This is a genomic window from Vallitaleaceae bacterium 9-2 (assembly GCA_038396585.1).
Classification (GTDB): domain Bacteria; phylum Bacillota; class Clostridia; order Lachnospirales; family Vallitaleaceae; genus UBA1351.
This window is the reverse complement of sequence record CP121691.1, coordinates 3,239,115-3,259,472: the sequence shown is the minus strand read 5'-3', so window position 1 is coordinate 3,259,472 and position 20,358 is coordinate 3,239,115. Positions and strand designations below refer to the sequence as shown.

The window sequence follows — 20,358 nt, the reverse complement described above, 5'->3', positions numbered from 1 at the left end:
ATACCATCGTGTGTCGATTTTTTTGTATCTTTTTATAGACTATCGTCCTATTGCATGCACATGACATTTTTTGTAATCTATATGGAGAGGTTCAGAGTAAACTAAAAATGTAATATTGAGGAGAGAGCTATGAATACGTTAAAAGGAACGGCTTATGTTTTGACATGTTTAATCATGTTGTCTTTTTTTACCCCCATTTATGGAGCAAGCAGTACGGATGTGAATACCAGCGACTGGTTTTATGATGCAGTTGAACGCTTAAGTGAAGATGACCGAGGGATTATTGTCGGTTATCCAGACGGAACCTTTCGTCCCGAGATGAGATTGGCACGTGATCAGTTTATTACCATGGTGGTGCGTGCACTAGGAGAAGAACCAGGTAATAGCGAGGGCTACTGGGCGCAGAACTATATCGATAAGGCAATGGAGCTTGGAATACTTAAAGCAGAAGACTTTGATTCTTATTTGGGACCTGTTAACTTCAAGCAAGTGATTACACGAGAAGAAATGTGTATGATTATTATGAGAGCTGTAGAACGTTTAGAAGGGGAACTGGTCTTCACCGACTTGACACAGGTGCTCCAAGTGGTCACAGACTCCGAAGATTTTTCTTTTAAATACAACAAAGATATTATGAAAACGTATAAGCTAGGAATCATCACAGGTTATCCTGACCATACCTTTAAACCGCAAGGGATGTTAACAAGGGCAGAAGCCAGTACAGTTGTAGTACGCTTAATTGACCCGGACACACGCCCTACATTTGATTATGAAGAACAGTACAACGAACAACACTCAGGCATGGAATCTCATCTTCTAGGAGGTGCCAACTGGGTAGATCCTGTGACAGCAGGAGTACGAGAAAGTGCAGAAGAAGATTGGAAGTTGATTACGAGTGATTTAAGTTATACACCTGATCAAAAAGATTATGAAATTGGATATACACGTAAGTTTAGATCTGAAGATAGTGCTATAGGAGCGCTTATGTATGATGAAAATGGACCCTATGCAGGGCACATAGAAGACTTTGAACGCCTACTTCAACGACGAATGCCACAAGACCAAGTGGATATTGTCATGAAGTACTTAGCACAGAAAAAAGGCTATTTAACATATCTAGAACATGATGAAGCGTTCTTTTACCTAGATAATGATAGATATTTAGTTCGAGTGGATGAAGTAAAGCTCTATGATGGTCAGCGTAATGTTAAAGCTGCTGTTGCGGTGAACTTTAACATCTGGTATAGGGATCAGAACTTTATTGATACCTATGAGAAGAATATTACCCAGATTATGCCTTATACTGATGTCGTCATTTATCGGTAGTGTAAATCTTTAAGACTATCGTCCTATTGCATGCACATGACATTTTCTGTAATCTAATAGAGAAGTGTAGGAGTAAAATAAAAAATATAATATTGAGGAGAGAATTATGAATACGTTAAAAGGAACGGCTTATGTCTTGACATGTTTAATCATGTTGTCTTTTTTTACCCCCATTTATGGAGCAAGAAGTACGGATGTAAATACCAGTGACTGGTTTTATGATGCAGTTGAACGCTTGAGTGAAGATGACCGAGGGATTATTGTCGGTTATCCAGACGGAACCTTTCGCCCCCAGACGAAGTTGGCACGTGACCAGTTTATTACCATGGTGGTGCGTGCATTAGGAGAAGAACCAGGTAATAGCGAAGGTTACTGGGCACAGAACTATATCGATAAGGCAATGGAGCTTGGAATAGTTAAAGCAGAAGACTTTGACTCTTATTTGGGACCTGTGAACTTCAAACAAGTGATTACACGAGAAGAAATGTGTATGATTATTATACGTGCTGTAGAACGCCTAGAAGGGGAACAAACCTTCACCGACTTGACACAGGTGCTCCAAGTGGTCACAGACTCTGAAGATTTTTCTTTTAAATACAACAAAGATATTATGAAAACGTATAAACTAGGAATCATCACAGGTTATCCTGACCATACCTTTAAACCGCAAGGGGTGTTAACAAGGGCAGAAGCCAGTACAGTTGTAGTACGCTTAATTGACCCGGACACACGTCCTACATTTGATTATGAAGAACAGTACAACGAACAACACTCAGGCATGGAATCTCATCTATTAGGAGGCGCCAACTGGGTAGATCCTGTAGCAGCAGGAGTACGAGAAAGTGCAGAAGAAGATTGGAAGTTGATTACGAGCGATTTAAGCTATACACCTGATCAAAAAGATTATGAGATTGGATATACACGTAAGTTTAGATCTGAAGATAGTGCTATAGGAGCTCTTATGTATGATGAAAATGGACCTTATGCAGGGCACATAGAAGACTTTGAACGATTACTTCAACGACGAATGCCACAAGATCAAGTGGATATTGTCATGGAGTATTTGGAACAGAAAAAAGGCTATTTAACATATCTGGAACATGATGAAGCCTTCTTTTACCTAGATAATGATCGTTATTTGGTGAGAATAGATGAAGTTATGCTTGGAGAAGGTACAAAATATCAGGCAGCTATTGAAGTAAACTTTAACATCTGGTATCGGGATCAGAACTTTATTGATACCTATGAGAAGAATATTACCCAGATTATGCCTTATACCGATGTCGTCATTTATCGCTAGGAGGCAGAAATGAAAAAGTATAATATATTCATTGTGTTAATTCTTTCATTGCTACTTAATGGAGCATTATCATTAGAGATAATGGCAGTAGAAGTATCGAATGCAATGCAGGTGGCATATGACGAAGTTGTTTTGCAAAGACCTGCTTGGGGAGTAAGATTTCCGATAGAAGCCTTTGATACAGATGTATGGAATGCATACGAAGTTTTGGTGCTTGATAATGCAGGTACATTTCCTTCTAGCTTGGCTGGTTTAAAAGAGCCGGATGGTTCACCTAACAGCTATAACCGTGAGGCAGGTGAGTACCGTTATATCGGAAAAAATCCTGATGGATACTTGGTCAATAATCCAAAGTATCCAGATGATCATAGCGGCTCAGCAATCATCAATACCTATGATTGGCAAGAAAATGAAAATGAAAAAACGATGCTTGAACAATATATTACATCACCCGAAGATCAGGCGTTCTATGAAAAAGAAATCTTCCATTTTTTAGAGCAAGAATACGGTCCACGCTTTGATGAAACCGAGGACCCGAGTGGCTGGCTGGATAATGCTATCGTTATTGTTCCTGCATCCTCAACAGGCAGTGGTGTCATCAAGTATATGCATAAATGGGACTCCAATAAAGATGGTGTTGCCGAAGAGTGGTACATTACCGTCAACCTAAGGGCGATGGAAGATGTTATAGAGGAGATTACCCAAGAAGAGGGAGAAGACCGGGTGGACATTCCTTCATCACAGTTAGATAGTCAGGCAACGGCGGTGATTCAGGCAGATCCACGAGGTAATGAAGCTTTTGATGCATCGGTTGCAGTGCCGGCATCAGACCCTCTCTATATCCAGATACAGGGGATGGAGTATCTTCACGCCTTAGACTATCAACATGTCTATGGAACGAAGAACTATTCTGTGACCGTGAGTCGGCGTTATAAGCTCGTAAAAGGGGTTAAGGATAAGGAGACGGGAGAAGTACGGCGCGTATCAAGAACGACCACACGCAGTAAAACCTATGCGATTCCAAGGACATATGATTTTTATCGAATTGAAAATCTAAGTGTGTTTGCTCTTGACCAAGGGATAGTGACCAACGAAGCCTTGCCGGGAGGACAACATACACTTCAAAGCTCAGTGAAGCCACCTCAGGTAGTGATGGAAAGAGGCGGCGAACTTCAGGAGCATATCATTGATCCGGTCTCAGACCCTATTGTTATTAATCTTCCGCAAAAGACATTGGGAAGTAAAAGCCGACGGTCCTATCCATCGATTCCAAATGAAAACTTCCGTCCGACAGCAGAGGCGGCAGTGGGACAGATACGTGTCAAGAATGATGGCTTAACCTTTAATGGGGAAGTACTTCTGGATAATGGGCTTTATGAAACAAAAACACCCATTCCGCGACCGATTCCACCCGCATCACTTAATAGTACGGAGGATCTGTATCAAGGCGGACTACATATACCGGCGACTATGTCGAATGGATTGAAGCCATCTGAAGGTGAGTTGGTATATAAGACAGTCATTGATACTCGAGAAAGCAATGGGCGTAGGGAAGCGATTGAACAGATCAACGATGTAACGGTGCATACGCCAGTGGTCTGCTATCCTGTTCTTGATGCGATCAGTAAGCAAACCCAGCAACTGACATATGATCCGGAGCCACTCCAACTGGTTATCGGAGAACGATTTCATATCGATTATCCGAAGAAGGGGCAGCATATGGAGGCGCGAGGATATGGAGACCGAGATTATAGTGCCTACTTTGAGGTTAAGCAAGTGGCATTTCCGTTTGACGTCTATGTGGGCACCGGATATGATGGACTGTACTTTCCTAAAAATACCTGGGGGAACTTTAACAGCCTGGAAGCGACGTTCTTTATTCCGGCATGGGAGCGAGAGTTGGAGGGGGAGATTATGTTTCGCTCCATTCCCATCAACCATCAAGATATCTTAACAGATCCATATGAATACTATGCGAATCGAGATATTACAAAGTACAAGGCAGTGGAATCCATGGCATTTAAGCTATCCAGTAAGCTTTATGATTTTCAGGTGACAGCATGCCCGGATGATTATTGGACAGACCATGTATCAAAGGAAGCACCATATCGCGCCATAGACCTACCTATAAAACCTAAGGATACAAGGCGGGTGGGAACTCCCAAGGAAGGGATTATGTTGGGGTATCCCATAGTCTTTGATGTTAGGACAAACGGGGATTTGTACCATCCGGAAGACACGCTTTCGATTGAGCCTTATTATACCTATGTCCCTGTACGCAATGGGGTAGCAGACTATAGTCAAAGACAAGCCGTCGATGTTTATGTGAGTCGATATGATCAAGTGGTAGCTTTTGAAGGCAAGGTGACTTTAACGGCGAAGGATCGAATCTTTATAGGAGATACGTCGTGGGGACCGACATCAATGGATCAAGGGGTGAAAAAGCGTTCAGTGCAACAATGGAAGGGAAGGTTCCACTTGCCGAACATGGCGTATTTTTTACCGAAGGGAACGGATATCACCCGATTGGGACACATCAATCTAGGAGCTGATCCGTTTTTGCATGATGGTTATATTGTTGTAGGATTTAAGATGGTGGCGCATAAACAAGGTAAGGGTGCTTACTTAGGATATAACAATGGTTGGACAGAGGAGGGCTTTAAGACGCGTCAAGGTATGGAGACATATCAGTTAGGCGATATAGCCATCTATAGTTCAAGCCGACGTGCAAGTCAAACCTATCGATAAAAAGAGTAAAATATACATAAAAAAGCAAAAAGAACATATGTTTGCAAACATATGTTCTTTTTGCTATAATAAATATATAAGATTGCGGAAAAAACCAAGGAGTGATAGTTATGTTGAGTGAGGCAACAATGGAAAAGTTAACCGTTTTGGCAGATGCGGCAAAGTATGATGTGTCATGTTCATCAAGTGGCGTTGGACGAAAGAATACAGGAGGTATTGGCAATTCTGCAAGCTGTGGAATATGTCATTCATGGTCAGCTGATGGACGATGTATTAGTTTGTTAAAAATTCTTATGACAAATGTTTGTGCATATGACTGTGCATATTGTGTCAATCGAGTATCGAATGATGTTAAGCGTGCAAGCTTCACTCCAGAAGAGATTGCTCAATTAACAATTGAATTTTACCGAAGAAATTATATTGAAGGACTTTTTTTGAGTTCTGCGGTGGAGATAAGTCCAAATAATACTATGGAGCGCATTGTCAAAGTGTTGCAACTATTGCGCAGACAATACCATTTTGGAGGTTATATTCATGTTAAGGCGATTCCGGGAGCCGATCCTTTATTGATCAAAGAAGCGGGGTACTTGGCTGACCGTATGAGTGTCAACATTGAATTAGCAACAGAAGATAGTTTGAAGCTTTTGGCGCCACAAAAATCAATTAAAAAGCTATATTTGCCCATGCAAGAAATTAAAGAGGGAATCAATCATGCAAAAGAAGAGCAAGGCATATATCGACATGCACCGTCATTTGTCCCGGCAGGTCAATCGACACAAATGATTGTTGGGGCAACCGTAGATACAGATCAATCTATTCTTTTTCGAAGTGAAAACTTATATAACCATTTTAACCTTAAACGTGTTTATTATTCAGCATATATGCCGGTTAATGAAGGGGCGAAACTACCATCGCTTCAAACAGAGCCTCCTTTGCTACGTGAACATCGATTATATCAGGCGGATTGGCTATTAAGATTTTATCATTTTTCAGCGGATGAACTATTAAGCGTTCAGCAACCGAATTTAGACATGGATGTTGATCCAAAGATGATGTGGGCACTTCGACATTTGGAACAATTTCCTATTGAGATTAATAAAGCTTCATATCAAGAGTTACTTCGGATACCTGGAATTGGTGTGACTTCAGCACGGCGAATTATGGCTCAACGCCGTGTTCAAATGATTACATATGATGCATTAAAAAAAATGGGAGTAGTTTTAAAACGGGCAAGGTTTTTCTTGACATGCCAAGGTCGATATTATGGAGATGCTGTGATGAATGAAGAACATATACGACGACAGGTTGCTCCACCGCAGCAACATCATCAAGTTTCACTTTATGAGTTGGGGGCTATCTCATGATTTTATTGTATGATGATAGTTTTTATGGGCTTTTGACCTGCATATTTGAACATTATTATGTGGAACGTATACAAGAGATATATGGAAAAACAGTGTTTCAAGGATCGCTTATTGATGAGACACGCTTTGTGGTAACAGATGAAGAAAAAGCACAACGTGTAGAGCGAGCTATACGTGAAAAGCTGTCCTATGAGGGGTATATTGCCTTGTACCGTACTTTTTTGTCCAATGATTATCACAAAGATTGTTATATTCTTAAGTATTTGAAGCATGCATTTAAGCTGGGGAAAAAAATTGATCAATATTATAGTGAGCCTTTTGTTATTAACATTCGCAAGCTAAATAGAAAAGTTGGTTTTGAAGCACACCGCTTTTTAGGATTAATTCGTTTTGAACAACGCGGTCCTTTTTTGTATGCAAAATTTGAACCGGATCATGATATATTGCCATTGATTGCAGACCATTTTTCAGATAGATTACAAGAAGAGCAAGTGATTATTCATGATATAAAAAGAAAAAAAGCAGTATTGGCGAACAAGGGACGATGGATTATTCAAGAGGTTAGTTCTGAGGATGACAAAGGTATTTTTGCTGAATACCCTATAGATCAACAAGAAGAGTTGTTGCAAAAAATGTGGAAGGGATATTTTGAACACATAGCCATTGAAGGACGCTATAATCCAAAGTGTCAGCAAAATTTTGTGCCTAAAAAATATCAAAAAAATTTGCTGGAGTTCAAATAATTTTTTGAAAAGGGAACCTTTTCTTTTTTACATACGTCATAAGCATGACAACAAAAGTTGTAAAATAAAATGTAAAAAAAGAAAGAGGAATGATAATGATGAAAAAAATATTAGTAATGTTAAGTTTAATGATGGTATTTGTATTAGCTGGCTGTAGCGCCGGAAAAGATGTAGATCAAACGCAAGACGAAGTTATTGAAGACACAGTGATTGAAGATGAAGCAACAGAAGATGAAGCAACAGAAGATGAAGCAACAGAAGATGAAGCAACAGAAGATGAAGCAACAGAAGATGAAGCAACAGAAGATGAAGCAACAGAAGATGAAGCAACAGAAGATGAAGCAACAGAAGATGAAGCAACGGAAGATGAAGTAACGGAAGATGAAGCAACAGAAGATGAAGTAGCAGAAGATGAAGTAACAGAAGATGATGTTGATGGCATGACTATGGAAGGCATCATTGATGCTATGTATGAAAAAGTGGATGTAGAGTGGCCTAAGTTTGTAAAGCAACCCTTAACACAAGAAAATATGGAATACATGCTCGGCGTGACGAATTTTGAATTTGTTGAAGGGGTTGTTTCAGAGCCGATGATGACGAGCCAAGCGCATTCAATAGTTTTGTTCACTGTTGATCCATCTGCAGATATTGAGACAATTAAAGCAGATATTAAAGCGAATGTTGATGGACGCAAGTGGATTTGCGTTGCTGTTGAAGATGAAAATATTTTAGTTGACCATGTCGGTAACCATGTTATTTTGATTATGGATGAACATAGTCAAGAATTAATGGATGCCTTCAAAGAGATTATGCAATAATGGTTTTTTCAAGTATTAGTTTTATATATTATTTTTTGCCGGTGGTGTTGTTGCTCTATGCAGCAACACCATATCGTTATAAGAATATTACACTATTTGTCAGTAGTTTGATTTTCTACTTTGCTGGGGAACCTGTTTTTTTCCTGCTATTGATTTTATCGTCCATCATTGATTATACTCATAGTCGTACGATTGAGCGATATCGTGGAACGCCAAAAGCAAAAAGGGCTTTGGTGCGTTCCATTATAATGAATCTGGGGCTGTTGGTATTTTTTAAGTATGGCAACTTTATTGTAGATAATTTAAATACTTTGCTGTCGATTAACATAGATATTCCTGACATACCCCTACCCATAGGGATTAGCTTTTTCACCTTTCAGACAATGAGTTATACGATTGATGTGTATCGTGGTCAGGCTAAAGCACAAAAAAGTTTTTTAGGTGTAGGAACGTTTGTTGCATTATTTCCTCAACTGATTGCAGGACCTATTGTACGGTATAAATCTGTTGAAAAAGAGTTGACACAACGAGTTCATTCATTGGATCTTTTTGGTGAAGGTGTATCGCGATTTGTTGTTGGATTGGGGAAAAAAGTGCTTTTAGCCAACACACTAGCTGTTTTAGTTGAAAAAACATTATCGGTTAGTGACCCGTCAGTATTACAGTATTGGCTGGGAGCGATTGGGTTTGTTTTTCAGATTTATTTTGACTTTTCAGGGTATAGTGATATGGCAATAGGTTTAGGAAAAATGTTTGGTTTCCATTTTCCGGAAAACTTCAATTATCCCTACATGGCAAGAAGCATAACTGATTTTTGGCGTCGTTGGCATATGTCTCTAGGACAGTGGTTTCGAGATTATGTATATATCCCTCTCGGTGGAAATCGGGTCACAAAAAAGCGTTGGTTCTTGAATATTTTAATAGTCTGGTTCTTGACAGGGCTTTGGCATGGAGCCAGTTGGAATTATGTCTTATGGGGTGTGCTTTTTGGCGCTGTTTTGATTTTTGAAAAGTTTGTAGGACTAAAATGGTTACAAAAGATACCCAAAATTTTTTGTCATGCCTATGTCCTTGGTATTGTCTTGGTAAGTTTTGTGATATTTAAGTACGAATCGACGCAAGATATGCTTGAAGTATTTCGCGGAATGTTTGGACAACTTGATATACCGCTAGTCAGTCGAGAGAGTATGATGGATCTGCGTCAATATATCGTTACCTTTCTCATCGCTGGAATTGGAACGACATCATGGCCAAAGAGGTGGGCTCAAACATTAAGTCGAAGTAATACGTTAAAAAAATTATATTCTCCAATTGCAGTAATTTCACTTTTTATGTTAATGATGATGACAACAGGGTACTTGGTGGATGGTTCATTTAATCCATTCTTGTATTTTAGGTTTTAATTATGGAAAAAATATATGCTATAGGTTTTAAACTATTACTTGCCTTAGTTTTAGTGATTCAAATTATTACACCGGTGGCAAGCATATCACAAGCTGAACGCCGACATTTACAACAGCGACCTCAATTTTCTTGGGATGCATTAGTCGATGGAAAATATATGGAAGACCTTGAAAAATATGCCTTGGATCAAATGCCATTTCGTGACTTTTTCCGTGGTTTAAAGACATGGACAGAAAAGAAGGTTTTTTTGAAAAATATGGTTAATGATTTATGGATTGAAGAGGAGTTTTTCTTTAAAGCTTATGATGTGCCGACAGAAGAAGAAATCCAACGTTTCACAACATATATAGAAGAAATTAAAGAACAGTATTTTTTAAACAATCCGACGTATGTTACGATGATTCCTGACAAGAGCTATTATAGCCAGGATAGATACTGGGCAACAACAGAAGAACAGACAAAAGAGTGGATTCAAGAACAGCTTACAACAGCAAAATATATCGACGTACATTCAATACTGGAGTTGTCTGATTACTACTACACAGATACCCATTGGAAGCAAGAGAAGCTTTTTAAGCTTATAAATTATTTGGCAACACAAATCGATGGTATGGAGCCTATAAATCAAGAAGAGTGGACACCGCAGTTGTATGAAGACTTTATTGGTGTATATGGTGGACAATGGGCGCTTCCGGTTAACCCTGAGATACTCGAGTTTATGCTGCATGAGAGTTTTTTTGATATAGTGATAACAAACTATCAGCAAAAGGACTTGTCAGGTCAAGTCTATGATGAAGAAAAGCTGTATGGATGGGATGGATATGAAGTGTTTTTATCTGGAGGATCTCCACTGATTCAGATTGAAAATCCAAAACGTGACAAAGAACTGGTCATTTTTGGTGATAGCTTTAGCAGTAGTTTAGTTCCGCTGCTGATCCCACAATATGGAAAAATAACCTTAATTGATACAAGATATTTGCCAAAAGACTATCTTGGTGAATATGTTAGTTTTACAGGAGAAGAAGAAGTATTGTTTATGTATAGCCGCTTAATTGTTAGTAACGTTCAGACATTAAGATGACAATAAATATTCTTAAACTCGGAAGGGCTTGTTTTATAGTGATTTTTAAAAGCTCTTGAAAAACTTAGACGATTATTGTATCCAACTAAAACGGTAATCTCATTAATAGATAATGAAGTATTCATCAAAAGTTTACGCGCCTGGGACATTCTATATTCAATTAGATAATCTTGAATGGTCATGTTTAAGAGTTCTTTAAATATCTTATTGAGATAGGATTGACTAATATTACAGTGCGAACAGACAGCTTTAATTGAACAAAGAGCGGCATAATTTTCTTTAATATAATTACATGCCTGCTCTAAGTATAAATGTTTTACATCTGAAGCAGGAGCGAGGTTTTGCATGTTTTTGGACTGGTGGATTAATGCATCAAAAAACAAATACAAGTGTCCAAGCATAAAGGTCATCGCTCCATTTGAATTGTCCAACATTGCATTTAAAGGTGTGTATAATTTTGATAATGTATGGATATTATAATCTTTGGGCTCATATAATAAATGGGTGTGGCTAAAGCCGGCCTTGGCTAAAAAACTTTGCGCCTTGATGCCATCAAATTCTATCCAGATATAATGCCATGGGTCATCTGCGTCAGCGATATAGGAATGTGAAGTGCCGGGAACAATGAGAAAACCTTGACCTGCCTGGACATCAATTATATCGGGGGCGCACTTATCAGTTGATGGACCTGAATAATAACGGCCTTTGCCGGAGATGACATAATGGAACATATAATGTTTGCGTATTGCCGGACCAAAAAGATAGCCGGACGCACAACGTTCTTTGCCAATGTTATAAAGTTTCAAATCGATTTCTTCATTTGGATGGAAAATATAACTTTCGAATCTATTCAATGTGCCTTCTCCTTTTCACTGATATCTTTGATTATATCAACGAACATACAGGAGTGCAATGTCAATATGGATGTGTTATGTATGAAAAATTCTATAAAAATTGTTTGATATAGAGAATACATAATTAATACTGCAAAGCATTATTCGTATAGTAGTTGTGATTATGTATTCTAAATGCTTTTTTTTGAGCTGTGAGATGTGGCCCGTCAAAGATATAATGATAATAACACATGAACAGATGACAACAAAAAAGGAGAAGTATAATGAAGTTTAAGATTGCATTTATCGGTGCCGGAAGTTTGGTTTTTACACGAACATTATTTACAGACATTATGTCTGTCCCTGAGTTTCACAATATTGAGATAGCTTTTACCGACATTCACCCGGATAATCTGGAAAAAGTTAGATTCCTGTGTCAGAGAGACTTAGATGCTAATGGAATTGATATTCAGATTCAGGCGACGACAAATCGACGAGAAGCGTTTAAAGATGCAAAGTACATTATTAATTGTGTTCGGGTAGGTGGGCTTGAAGCTTTTGAAATGGATATTGACATACCGCTAAAATATGGAGTGGATCAGTGTGTTGGGGATACACTATGTATTGGTGGTATTATGTATGGTCAAAGAGGCATTGCTGAGATTCTTGACTTTTGTAAAGATATACGTGAAGTGGCTCATAAAGATGCCATGATGCTCAATTATTCCAATCCAAATGCAATGATTACATGGGCTGCGAATATCTATGGCAAGGTACCTACGATTGGTCTTTGTCATGGAGAGATTCATGGTGAAGATCAAATTGCGCAAGTGCTTGGATATGACAGAAACGATTTGGATATTATCTGTGCAGGAATTAACCATCAGACCTGGTACATTTCAATCAAGCATCAAGGTGTTGAATTAAAAGAACATCTATTAGAAGCTTTTCAAAAACATGAACGGTTTAGCAGAGAAGAAAAAGTCAGAATCGACATGCTCAAGCGTTTTAATCATTATTCCACAGAATCCAATGGACACTTGTCAGAATATGTGGCTTGGTATAGGAAGCGCCCGCAAGAGATTAAAGAGTGGATTAATACGGATGCATGGATTAACGGCGAGACCGGAGGATATCTACGCATTACCCGTGAGGAACGCGACTGGTTCATAACAGACTATCCTAAAATCATTAAAGAACCGGCTAAAAAAATGGATGGATCTGAACGTGGACGAGAACATGGTTCTTATATTATTGAAGCGCTTGAAACCGGAAGAAGGTATCGAGGACATTTTAATGTGATGAATGAAGGGTGTATTACAAATTTAGCGGACGAATCCGTTGTAGAAGTACCATGTTATGTGGATGGTAATGGTATTATGGTGCCAAAAGTCGGACAATTGCCCCTAGGATGTGCAGCGGTATGTTCACAATCGATTTGGGTGCAAAAATTATCTGTTGAAGCAGCCGTACATGGAGACGTACAATTGCTTAAGCAAGCAGCACTTATGGATCCGCTGACAGGAGCCGTATGTAATCCACCGGAAGTTTGGGAGATGGTTGATGAGATGCTAGTAGCACAAAAGCAGTGGTTGCCACAGTATACAAAAGCTATTCAACAAAGTGAACAACGTTTTGCAGACGGAACGTATAAAAAAAGAATTTCTGACTATCAAGGAGCTGTCCGATTCAAGGTAAAAACGCCGGAAGAAGTGGCCAAAGAAAAAGGAACACGTGACATAACAGTATAAAAAAAGAGCACCGAAGCTTAAAGCTTGGTGCTATTGTAAAGGATGAGGGGGAGAGTATTTAATATGTAAGAGGTAACTATTTCTTACAGTTATTATAATACAGGAGAAATATGTCTATAGTATGCAAGAAGTATGAATGATTTGTAAATTTACATCGAATTAAAGAAAAATAAACATAAAAGGTCAAAATAGTGACCTTAGTGGTAAAAATAATAACCTATCTTCATGCACAGAAAAAAATAAGTATAGTATAATATAAAGAAACACGATAGAAATGTGGTGATAGGATGAAACGTTTACTACGGCGAATTCGACATATGAAAATACGTACAAAAATTATTATTTTATATATCAATCTTTTAGCAATAACCTTTTTTATAGGTATCACAGTGATTTATGCTGTATTTGAGCGCAATACGGAAAAAGAAATTGCAGAAGCGGGATTACAGACGATTAACGTTCTTGAGGGGAACTTAGAACTGATTTTTGAAAATATTACGCAATTTTCCAATGTTATATACTTTGATAAGGACATTCAGCAAAGCTTAAAGTCTATTCAAGGAAGTAACATCTCTTCATCGACCCTACAAACAGTCCAAAGCAGTCTTTCCAATATGATTTTGTCAGGAAAATATATATCAAGTGTCGTACTCATTGATGCATACGGCAGTCATTATAAATCTTATAAAGTAGGTCCTATCGCAGTTGATACACAAAATTACAAAAACACACAATGGTTCAAACAGATGGAAAAAGCCAACGGCGATGGATTTTTTATACATCAAAGTGAAGAGATTATTCAGTATACAAGCCGACCGGAGCAAAATTATATTACATATGTTCGCGAAGTTGGTGATGTAAATACCTATGAATATTTGGCGACATTATTAATTATGATGGATGAATCGGTTATTCAGAAATACTTTGAACAAGTGTCGCAAGATGGGAACCTTAATTTTTCAATCGTCAATGGCGCGGGGGAGTTTATTATCTCACCGACAAAGCATAAAGAAGAATTATATCATACGATAAGGAATCGAATCGATGCAGTCACATCTTATGAACCTATTCAATTCATGGGAAAAGATGCCATATTTATTCAAAAAGATTTGGGCATTAATGATTGGAAGATTATTAGTGTGATGCAGACAGATAGTAAAAATATTATGCAAAATACCTATTGGTCAACCATTATCGGATTCTTAATTTTTAACTCACTTATTGTATTTTTGAGTGCAATAGCCCTTACGCGACTGATTTTTAATCCGTTAACAAAAATTCAAAAACATATGCAGCGAGTAGAACGTGGCGAATTTGTTCCGATGGACATTCCGTCGGATTTTGAAAATGAAATTGTATCTCTAAAGCGTGTAAATAATCATATGATTTATGCGATTAAACAATATATTGACCGAATCAAGGTAGAAGAAAAAATCATAGCAAAAAATGAACTGGATCTTATCTTTGCTCAGATCAATCCACATTTTTTATATAACACATTAGATGCGGCTTCTGCATTGGCTCTTATTGAAGATAATGAGAACTGCTTTCAATTGATTCAGGCACTTGGGAATTTTTATCGCAACAGTCTAAATAGCGGAAAAGAAGTGGTAACGGTTGAAGATGAGCTAAGTAGTGTGAAAAATTATATGACCATACTAAATATTCGCTATGATAATCGCATTAAGATGCACTATGATATTGAAGAAGAAATGAAAGCCAATAAGATGTTAAAGCTGATTTTACAACCGGTTATTGAAAATGCTGTCTATCATGGCATCAAGCAACGAGAAGGAGACGGCAACATATATATAAAAGGATACATTGATGAAGATGAGATGATTTTTATCGTCAATGATGACGGCGTTGGGATGAGCGAAGAGCGTATTGTACAAGTATTGAAAGGGAAAAATCGAGTGAACAAGTCAGGCTTTGGATTATATAGCTTAATACAACGGATTTCTTTATATTATGATATATCTTCTCCGGTAACACTACACAGTGAAATCGGTCAGGGAACAGAGATTACCATTCGTATTAAGCGCATAGAAGGAGCGGAGCAACATGTCAATTAAAGTACTTATTGTAGATGACGAAAAACTAGAACGGGTTTTAATAAAAAAAGGATTTGCATGGGAAGAACATGGGTTTGAGATTATTGGGGAAGCAGAGACGGGATCCAAAGCTCTTGAACTTATGGCGCTAACTCGACCGGATATTGTATTGACCGATATTAACATGCCAAATATTAACGGATTAGAGTTTATTGAAAAAGCACAAAAAGAGTTCAAGGACTATGGAACAAAATTTGTTATAATCACCGGGTATCGTGATTTTGAATATGCACAAAAAGCTGTCCGACTAGGTGTTGAAGACTTTTTGCTTAAACCGATTAATATACAAAATATCAGCGATGTGATGCAAACCCTAAAACAGAAAATGGAGACGGATGCGTTAGAAGTTCAAAAAATTGATCAACTTAAGGCTTCTGTTGATCAAAACAAAGAAATTCTTCGACAAAGCTTTTTACAACGTTTGGTAGAAAACCACGTGACCAAATCGGAAGCAAAGACGAAGTTAGATACATATGGATATAGTAATCTTATGGGGCAATGCGTTTGCTGCATTGTCCAATTAGACCAGAGTTTGGATGAAGAACAGCAAAAAAACTATCATTATAAAATTCTTGATATTATTGAAGCCATGCAACTTGATGAAGAAATTGCCTTTATACATTATCTGGGGAATCTGATCCTCTATTTTTCCTTGCCAAATTATGAGCTTATTGTTCAGCGGATGAATATGGTGCGAGACAAAGTGGGACATCTATTGAACACAAAAGTTGATGTGGGCATTAGTCAGATGTGTAAAGGTTACGAAGGGATACATCAAGCCTATCAAGAAGCGAATAAAGCTTTACATGCGCGGATGATGTTAGATGAGGCGCGATGTATTTTGTATGAGGATTACCTTCGATGCAAGCAGACGGTAAATATAGCGGCTATGGATTGGGACGATTTTTTGTTTTCCGTGCAAAATGGTCTCGAACCTCAAGTCGAAGCATTTGTCGATAATTATATTCAGCAAATTCGCAAATCAGGCAATCAGGATTTACAGTGGCTCAAATTTATGACCATTAATATTCTAACTAAAGCAGAGCCGGTGTTACATAAGCATGGTAAGTCATTGGCAACGCTTGGCAAGTATCATGATTTTGACCAGAGAGTGGATAATATTGAGACGATTGCTATGATGGAAGTTATTATTCGTGATACATTAAAGGCGATGATGGAGTACAACAAACGTTTAAAGCCTAAAAAAGGCAAACAAGTTATTGAACAAGCGTTAGAGGTTATTGAAGCCGATATCTATGATCCGCAGATGGGACTAGCCTATGTTGCCGGAAAAATATATGTCAACGACTCCTATCTGAGTCGTGTGTTTAAACAAGAGACGGGGCAATCCTTAACGGCGTATATTATGAAGAAGCGTATTGATGAAAGCATTCGATTACTTAATACAACCGATTTGAAAGTTTATGAGATTGCCGAGCGTATCGGCATTAACAACGCCCATTACTTTAGTATTTGTTTTAAAAAACAAATCGGGATGACGGTCAAACAGTATAAAGAATCCAGAGAGTAAAAAAAGTGACCATTAACCACAAAATAGTCAATTGAGTTGCTATCTCTTCTGCCGTATAATGACATCATCAACATTAAGCATGCTTGATAAAACATAGCGATTGTAGCATATGATGATAAAAGAAGAGGAGATACATATGAAAGTAAAGAAAATCATAACGTTATTACTTGTCGTTGCCATGATGACAGGAATTATTGGATGTACTAATGCAGATAATGATGCATCTTTGAACGAGAGCACAACAGATAATGCAGCGGTCAATGAAGAGACCTCCGATGATTCACAAGCAACAACGGACGAAGAGATTGTACTAAACGTTTGGCATCAGTGGTCTAATGATACCAATGAATTAAAAAAGCTTTATGATGAAGCGGTTGCAGCTTATGAAGCAGAACATCCAAACGTAGTGATTAATACAGAAACACTAGACACCGAAGCGTATAAAACTAAAATTGCAGCAGAGTTTGCAGGTAGTGCCAGCGGTATTGATGTCTTCTACTACTGGGGAGCAGGAATGGCAAGAAAACTTGTTAATGCAGATGCTTTATTACCATTAGATGATTACTTGACGGATGATGTTAAAGCAAGAATTTTACCAGGATCAACAGGTGCATTTGAGTACAACGGTCAAACGTTTTCCGTACCCATGTTTTCATGGTATATGACGTTATTTGCCAACAAAGCTTTATTTGATGAAGCGGGTGCGAAGATTCCAACAACCTATGCAGAACTTGTAAGTGCTTCAGAAAAGCTATTAGCACTTGATGATGTTACACCTTTTGCAGCAGGAGCCAAAGATGGTTGGAATGCAGCATTTATTTATCAGGCAATGGCGTTACGTGAAGTTGGTGGTGACGATGTGAATGCAATGCTTCGAGGTGAAAAGCCATTTACAGCCCAAGGATATGAAGAGGCGGCTAAGAAAGTTAGCGAACTTTATGACATGGGAGCCTTTGGCAAAAACCCTCTTGAATCAGGAAATGATGATGCCAATAGTGCATTTATTACAGGAAAAGCGGCTATGCGCCTTATGGGTAGCTGGTTTGCGAACCAAGTGTATACCGATACAACAGCAACAATTGATCCAGACCAAGTGGTTGCCGTTAATATTCCGATCATTGAAGGCAAAGGTAATCCTTCGGACTATGCCGGTGGATTTATTGAATCTTTTTGGGTGAATAAAGGGACAAGTTACCCAGCAGAAGCTGCAGAATTTGCCATCTATATTAATGAAAAAATGGGACAAGCGGCTTATGAGACAGGAACGGGATTCTCAGGTTGGACAGGTGACTTTGATGAAAGCGGATTAAACCCATTGTTCATTCAAATCAAAGAATTGTTAAGTGAAGGCGAGACCGGTGTTCTTGCGTGGGACACTTCTCTTGATTCAGAACCTGCAACAATCCACAATGAGCTTGTACAGACATTATTTGCGGATGGTTTTGATATAGAAGCATTTATAGAAGACCATGAAAGTGCAATCAATCAATAAGCAAATGAGCTGTGGGGATTATCGCTTTTGGGCGATAATCCCCATTTATAAATAACGGAGGTTATACAATGGACAGAATTCTTAGTAATAAATGGTATGTTGCCATCTTTGTTTTGCCGGCATTGCTTATTTTTATTGCTTTTGTTATCATCCCCATCATAACAACAGGTGTATATAGTCTCTATGATTATAATGGTATAGGTGAAAAAGTATTCCTAGGCTTTTCAAATTATATTGAGTTATTTACAAAAGATCGATATTTTCCGGACTCAGTGAAGAACTCTTTTATACTTGTGGCGGCATCCCTATTCATTCAATTACCGATTTCGTTTACCCTTGCACTTATTCTTTCGCGTGGTGTACGTGGAGAAAAGTTTTTTAGAACCATCTATTTTGTACCTGTGGTTATATCGAGTATGGTTATCGGACAATTATGGATGCGTATTTTCAAAAGTGACTATGGACTATTGAATATTCTCATTCGCACAATTAGTGGGAGTGATTTTGAGTACGCCTGGCTGGCACAACCAAAGACAGCTTTTTATGCAACCGTTGTGCCCGCTGTATGGCAATATATTGGATATCATATGCTGATTTTTTATGCAGGTATCAAATCGATTCCAAACGATTACTATGAGGCGGCCCAGATTGACGGTGCGACAAAATTCAAGACGACACTAAAGATTACCATTCCTTTATTGTCGCCTGTAATCAAAACCTGTATGATTTTTGCTTTAACCGGAGCCCTACGTTCCTTCGACTTAATTTATGTCATGACAGGTGGCGGACCTAACCATGCATCAGAGGTACCTTCAACACTGATGTATACCAACTTGTTTAGGAAGAGCTTATATGGATATGGAAGTGCCCAGGCCTTTTTCATTGTTATTGAATGTCTATTGTTTAGTTTGATTATTAGTCGGATTTTTAAGCGTGCTGAAGAAAACGCTTCATCATTATAAGGAGGAAAGTATGCAAAAACTAAAAAAAGAACTGCAATTTTTACTTTTAATCATAATTGCTCTAACCCAAATCTTTCCTTTGTATTGGCTGATTACCTTTTCATTAAAAACCAATAACGAGATTTTTGGAGACAATGTTTTGGGATTACCTGAGACATGGCGTTGGGTAAACTATACAACCGCCCTTAATGATGGAGGCATCTTACGCTACTTTATGAACTCCGTCATCTACTCTGGGTTGACGGTTGTTTTTGTAGGCATCTTATCAGCCATGGCGGCATACGCTATTGCAAGAATGCATTGGAAGCATAAGACCCTTGTCTTTTCCATCTTTACCCTTGGGATTATGATTCCGATTCAGGCGACCTTGTTGCCCTTATTTCAAATGATGGACTGGATGGGACTAAAGGGAGGATACCTAGGATTACTTATTCCTTATATCGCTTTTGGTATCCCTATGAGCATTATGATTTTGACCGGGTTTTATAAAGCGATACCACGCGAGATGGAAGAGGCGGCCTATATTGATGGGTGTGGAATCTTTCGCAGCTTTATTACCATTATTCTTCCCATTATGCGTCCGGCAATTGCGACGGCATCCATCTTTACATTCCTAGGGACATGGAATGAATTAATTTTTGCGAACACTTTAATTGATAGTTCAACTTATCGGACATTACCGGTAGGGATTATGTCTTTTGCGGGACAATACACAACGGATTGGGGACTGATTGGCGCAGGTATGGTTATCGCAACATTACCGACTATCCTCATCTACTTCCTCCTTAGTAATCAAGTACAGCAAAGCTTGATGGCAGGAGCGGTTAAGGGATAGAATTTGTATTTTTTTTCATGCAAACTTTAGGATTTCATAAAACCATCCGATATAAC

General features: G+C 38.3%; 15 protein-coding genes. 14 read left to right on the top strand and 1 reads right to left on the bottom strand.

The genetic code is table 11. The features are described from left to right. Window positions 1-129 precede the first annotated feature (129 nt). The 8 genes from QBE53_14850 (at window position 130) to QBE53_14815 (ending at window position 10,784) form a co-directional block, all read left to right on the top strand. A complete protein-coding gene (locus tag QBE53_14850; protein ID WZL81064.1) occupies window positions 130-1,326 on the top strand; it encodes an S-layer homology domain-containing protein in 1,197 nt (398 codons plus the stop codon). A gap of 106 nt (window positions 1,327-1,432) precedes the next feature. Further along, the gene (locus QBE53_14845; GenBank protein WZL81063.1) at window positions 1,433-2,626 is read left to right on the top strand and encodes an S-layer homology domain-containing protein; all 1,194 of its coding nucleotides are present in this window, start codon (window positions 1,433-1,435) and stop codon (window positions 2,624-2,626) included. 9 nt (window positions 2,627-2,635) lie between these two features. Continuing rightward, complete coding sequence (locus QBE53_14840; GenBank protein ID WZL81062.1) at window positions 2,636-5,374, top strand: DUF5704 domain-containing protein; 2,739 nt, start codon at window positions 2,636-2,638, stop codon at window positions 5,372-5,374. Window positions 5,375-5,484: 110 nt separating this feature from the next. Further along, complete coding sequence (locus tag QBE53_14835) at window positions 5,485-6,738, top strand: putative DNA modification/repair radical SAM protein (GenBank protein WZL81061.1); 1,254 nt, start codon at window positions 5,485-5,487, stop codon at window positions 6,736-6,738. Continuing rightward, complete coding sequence (locus QBE53_14830) at window positions 6,735-7,481, top strand: TIGR03915 family putative DNA repair protein (GenBank protein WZL81060.1); 747 nt, start codon at window positions 6,735-6,737, stop codon at window positions 7,479-7,481. Before QBE53_14835 ends, QBE53_14830 begins: the two co-directional genes overlap by 4 nt. Window positions 7,482-7,576: 95 nt before the next feature. Then, a complete protein-coding gene (locus QBE53_14825; GenBank protein WZL81059.1) occupies window positions 7,577-8,299 on the top strand; it encodes a hypothetical protein in 723 nt (240 codons plus the stop codon). Continuing rightward, complete coding sequence (locus QBE53_14820) at window positions 8,299-9,702, top strand: MBOAT family O-acyltransferase (GenBank protein WZL81058.1); 1,404 nt, start codon at window positions 8,299-8,301, stop codon at window positions 9,700-9,702. The genes QBE53_14825 and QBE53_14820 overlap by 1 nt, the downstream gene beginning before the upstream one ends. Window positions 9,703-9,704: 2 nt before the next feature. Then, window positions 9,705-10,784: a DHHW family protein gene (locus QBE53_14815; GenBank protein WZL81057.1), complete on the top strand. Its 1,080-nt coding sequence runs from the start codon at window positions 9,705-9,707 to the stop codon at window positions 10,782-10,784. On the opposite strand, the gene QBE53_14810 is transcribed toward QBE53_14815, so the two are convergent. Continuing rightward, window positions 10,769-11,638, bottom strand: coding sequence for an AraC family transcriptional regulator (locus QBE53_14810; protein WZL81056.1), 870 nt, complete (start codon window positions 11,636-11,638; stop codon window positions 10,769-10,771). The two genes, QBE53_14815 and QBE53_14810, sit on opposite strands and share 16 nt — an antisense overlap. A gap of 263 nt (window positions 11,639-11,901) precedes the next feature. Here QBE53_14810 and QBE53_14805 point away from each other — a divergent pair, with 263 nt between their 5' ends. From QBE53_14805 to QBE53_14780, 6 genes are all read left to right on the top strand, one after another. Then, complete coding sequence (locus QBE53_14805; GenBank protein ID WZL81055.1) at window positions 11,902-13,368, top strand: alpha-glucosidase/alpha-galactosidase; 1,467 nt, start codon at window positions 11,902-11,904, stop codon at window positions 13,366-13,368. 287 nt (window positions 13,369-13,655) lie between these two features. Beyond that, window positions 13,656-15,443 carry a histidine kinase gene (locus tag QBE53_14800; protein WZL81054.1) on the top strand — a complete coding sequence of 596 codons (1,788 nt, stop codon included), beginning with the start codon at window positions 13,656-13,658 and terminating at the stop codon, window positions 15,441-15,443. Then, window positions 15,433-17,013 carry a response regulator gene (locus QBE53_14795; GenBank protein WZL81053.1) on the top strand — a complete coding sequence of 527 codons (1,581 nt, stop codon included), beginning with the start codon at window positions 15,433-15,435 and terminating at the stop codon, window positions 17,011-17,013. Before QBE53_14800 ends, QBE53_14795 begins: the two co-directional genes overlap by 11 nt. A gap of 136 nt (window positions 17,014-17,149) precedes the next feature. After that, the gene (locus QBE53_14790; GenBank protein WZL81052.1) at window positions 17,150-18,505 is read left to right on the top strand and encodes an extracellular solute-binding protein; all 1,356 of its coding nucleotides are present in this window, start codon (window positions 17,150-17,152) and stop codon (window positions 18,503-18,505) included. Between the two features lie 68 nt (window positions 18,506-18,573). Then, the gene (locus QBE53_14785; protein ID WZL81051.1) at window positions 18,574-19,467 is read left to right on the top strand and encodes a sugar ABC transporter permease; all 894 of its coding nucleotides are present in this window, start codon (window positions 18,574-18,576) and stop codon (window positions 19,465-19,467) included. Between the two features lie 10 nt (window positions 19,468-19,477). Then, the gene (locus QBE53_14780; protein WZL81050.1) at window positions 19,478-20,302 is read left to right on the top strand and encodes a carbohydrate ABC transporter permease; all 825 of its coding nucleotides are present in this window, start codon (window positions 19,478-19,480) and stop codon (window positions 20,300-20,302) included. Window positions 20,303-20,358 lie beyond the last annotated feature (56 nt).

Bases quoted from the DNA above. Each gene is read 5' to 3' on its own strand.
- QBE53_14850 (WZL81064.1), top strand. From the start codon at position 130: ATGAATACGTTAAAAGGAACGGCTTATGTTTTGACATGTTTAATCATG.
- QBE53_14845 (WZL81063.1), top strand. From the start codon at position 1,433: ATGAATACGTTAAAAGGAACGGCTTATGTCTTGACATGTTTAATCATG.
- QBE53_14840 (WZL81062.1), top strand. From the start codon at position 2,636: ATGAAAAAGTATAATATATTCATTGTGTTAATTCTTTCATTGCTACTT.
- QBE53_14835 (WZL81061.1), top strand. From the start codon at position 5,485: ATGTTGAGTGAGGCAACAATGGAAAAGTTAACCGTTTTGGCAGATGCG.
- QBE53_14830 (WZL81060.1), top strand. From the start codon at position 6,735: ATGATTTTATTGTATGATGATAGTTTTTATGGGCTTTTGACCTGCATA.
- QBE53_14825 (WZL81059.1), top strand. From the start codon at position 7,577: ATGATGAAAAAAATATTAGTAATGTTAAGTTTAATGATGGTATTTGTA.
- QBE53_14820 (WZL81058.1), top strand. From the start codon at position 8,299: ATGGTTTTTTCAAGTATTAGTTTTATATATTATTTTTTGCCGGTGGTG.
- QBE53_14815 (WZL81057.1), top strand. From the start codon at position 9,705: ATGGAAAAAATATATGCTATAGGTTTTAAACTATTACTTGCCTTAGTT.
- QBE53_14805 (WZL81055.1), top strand. From the start codon at position 11,902: ATGAAGTTTAAGATTGCATTTATCGGTGCCGGAAGTTTGGTTTTTACA.
- QBE53_14800 (WZL81054.1), top strand. From the start codon at position 13,656: ATGAAACGTTTACTACGGCGAATTCGACATATGAAAATACGTACAAAA.
- QBE53_14795 (WZL81053.1), top strand. From the start codon at position 15,433: ATGTCAATTAAAGTACTTATTGTAGATGACGAAAAACTAGAACGGGTT.
- QBE53_14790 (WZL81052.1), top strand. From the start codon at position 17,150: ATGAAAGTAAAGAAAATCATAACGTTATTACTTGTCGTTGCCATGATG.
- QBE53_14785 (WZL81051.1), top strand. From the start codon at position 18,574: ATGGACAGAATTCTTAGTAATAAATGGTATGTTGCCATCTTTGTTTTG.
- QBE53_14780 (WZL81050.1), top strand. From the start codon at position 19,478: ATGCAAAAACTAAAAAAAGAACTGCAATTTTTACTTTTAATCATAATT.